This window comes from Limosilactobacillus reuteri subsp. porcinus (assembly GCF_036621895.1).
Classification (GTDB): domain Bacteria; phylum Bacillota; class Bacilli; order Lactobacillales; family Lactobacillaceae; genus Limosilactobacillus; species Limosilactobacillus reuteri_J.
Genome location: NZ_LN887505.1, coordinates 1 through 2,577, shown reverse-complemented (window position 1 = coordinate 2,577; position 2,577 = coordinate 1). Strand labels below are relative to the sequence as shown.

Genomic DNA, 2,577 nt, shown 5'->3' with positions numbered 1-2,577 from the left:
TCTTGTTCATCGGTGCAGTACTTTGCCTTAGACTTCCTTCAGATTCCACCTCACAGTGGACACCCTTGTCCTCAGCTCATGGTTCCGACTACTACGGCCCATAGCGGACTCTCACCGCCTAGCTAATACCCATGCCGGGCGCACATAAATAAGCGAAGTTGGTTTTTAACCAGCCTCGCTTATTTATTTTAGAAATATATTCGTATTAACAATAATTTTGCGCTTTAGCTATTTGCGATAAAATCCAATAACCGATACATAACTCGCTTATTTTCAGCTGGAACGCCACGCTGAATGATTTCTTTTCCATTTTGGTGAAGATCATTATGGTCTAATGGATACTGATCATCATTTACAGCAATCTCGCGAACATTATCTACTGTCGGCTCAAAGTGGAACTGAAGTCCAATAACATTACCGTTCATAACAAAGCCTTGATTTTTAACTAAGTCACTACTAAATAATAAGTCTGCTTGAGCTGGAACTTCAAACATCTCTTCGTGCCAATGTAAAGCAGTTAATTTTGGAGGAATATCAGAAATAAGATCACTTTTTAGATACACCGGCGCCCAACCGACTTCTTTATGTGGTGCCTTTTTTACGGCATAACCGAGTGTCTTAGCGATCTGTTGAGCCCCATAACACGCGCCAAAAATTGGCTTATGAGCATCCAATAGTCGCTGAATTAAAACTCGCTCTTGCTTGATCCACGTTAAGTCGTCATTAGGGCTCATGGGACCGCCAAGAATAATCAACATATCAGTCTCATCAGCAGTCGGCAAATTATCAAACTGATAGGGATGATAAACGTACATCTCATGTCCGCGATCCTGTGACCATTCTTGAATTGTTCCTGGTCCTTCATTTGGCGTGTGTTGCAAAACATTGATTCTCATCGAATATCCTTTCCGTCGACGGCAATGTTGTGCTAGGTATCGCCTGCAAGTACCTAAGATATTATTGTTATAACATCAAATCATGAGCTTAACAATAGTTTTTATTCCCAATATTCTTCATACTTTCGTGATGCCCCGGTTGCAGCATCAACATCTGCTCCACCATTATCTTCACGGCGAAAAATAAAAACTGGCTCTTCTGCCTCTTGCTGATAATCAACGGTAACAACTAGTCCTGAGAAGAACCAAGCATCCGCAAAGTTAATATGGTAATTAATACCATCTTTTTTTATGACGATTGTTGCCTCATCGAGCGTCGATTCTGGTTTATACCCTTGCTTAGGACCATGTTTAACATTGTGTGGTTGAATTGTTTTACCATAAAATTTTACTCCATTTCCACTAGCGAGGTTAAATTTTTGTTGGAACCACTTGCTAGCAGCATCAGTAATAATTAATTGCACTTCAATCACTCCTTAGTTTACTATTTCTTTTATTTTACAACCAAGAACCTATATTTACCTATTTCTGAAATTAAGCTATTCGCAGTCTCCCTCTAATTTTGTCGTATTATTATTTACACGTATAGATTAACATCTCTATTAAATAGTTTCAAAGGAATTTATTTAAACTAAAATACATGTTGACTTTATAAAAACATGTGTTATTATAGCACCTGTAAATTAAAAAATAACAAGTTTAAAATTAAAGGAGATTGTTAATTATGAAATATGCTGTAACTGCCGCTACTGGTAACTTAGGACAAGCTGCTGTTAAAGAATTAAACAAGTTAGCTGGTGCAGAAAATGTTATTGTTATTGCCCGGAACACTGATAAGGCTGCTAAGCTCTTTCCTAATAATGAAGTTCGTCAAGGAGATTACGAAGATAAGTCATCAATGATCAATACTTTTAATGGAATTGATCACGTTCTCTTTATTTCATCTCAACCAGGTGGTAAGGTTGATCGTGCTACTGCTCATGCTAATGTAGTTGATGCATTAAAGGAAAACAATATTAAATTTGTTGCCTATACTAGTTTTCCCGACGCACAAAATTCTACTGCTGCCCTTGCAACTGACCACCGCCTTACAGAAAATGCAATTAAAGAAGCAGGCATTGATCACTCATTCCTTCGTAACAACTGGTATCTTGAAAACGAAATTGGTTTCCTCCAAAGTGGAGCTGCTAGTTGCGATGCATTGTACTGGGCTAACAACAAAGCTGGTTGGGCACTTGAACGTGATTACGCAGAAGGGGCTGCAAAAGTTATTACCAGTGAAGATCCTCGTGAAGTTTACGAATTTGCTGGTAAAACCCGTACTTATGATGAATTAGGAAAAGCTCTTCAAGAAGCTACTGGCAATGATTTTACTATCAAGCAGATTTCTCATGATGATTATGTAAAATCATTAGAAAAAGCTGGCTTAGATACTCCAACAGCTGAACTTTTCGCATCATTCCAAGACCCAATCAACTCTGGAAATCTTAATAAAGAAAGTAACGATTTAGAAAAAGTTCTTGGACACCCCGTTACTCCACTTGTTGATGCTATCAAAGAAGTCCTTGCACGGTAAAATCATTTGTTCGTGAAAACCATCGAGAGGCTGGGAAAAAACTCCTAGTCCAAAATAAAAACCGGATGATGAATTTTTTGAACAATTCATCATCCGGTTTTTATG

3 protein-coding genes are annotated in these 2,577 nt (G+C 38.1%); 1 reads left to right on the top strand and 2 read right to left on the bottom strand.

What is annotated here, in order from left to right:
- Window positions 1-224 precede the first annotated feature (224 nt).
- Together AACL61_RS09860 and AACL61_RS09855 are read right to left on the bottom strand one after the other, a co-directional pair.
- On the bottom strand, window positions 225-896 hold the full coding sequence (locus tag AACL61_RS09860) for a type 1 glutamine amidotransferase (RefSeq protein WP_339111327.1): 672 nt from the start codon (window positions 894-896) through the stop codon (window positions 225-227).
- Between the two features lie 101 nt (window positions 897-997).
- A complete protein-coding gene (locus AACL61_RS09855; RefSeq protein WP_003670148.1) occupies window positions 998-1,369 on the bottom strand; it encodes a HesB/YadR/YfhF family protein in 372 nt (123 codons plus the stop codon).
- Window positions 1,370-1,620: 251 nt separating this feature from the next.
- Here AACL61_RS09855 and AACL61_RS09850 point away from each other — a divergent pair, with 251 nt between their 5' ends.
- A complete protein-coding gene (locus AACL61_RS09850; protein WP_003670149.1) occupies window positions 1,621-2,472 on the top strand; it encodes an NAD(P)H-binding protein in 852 nt (283 codons plus the stop codon).
- Window positions 2,473-2,577: the final 105 nt, after the last annotated feature.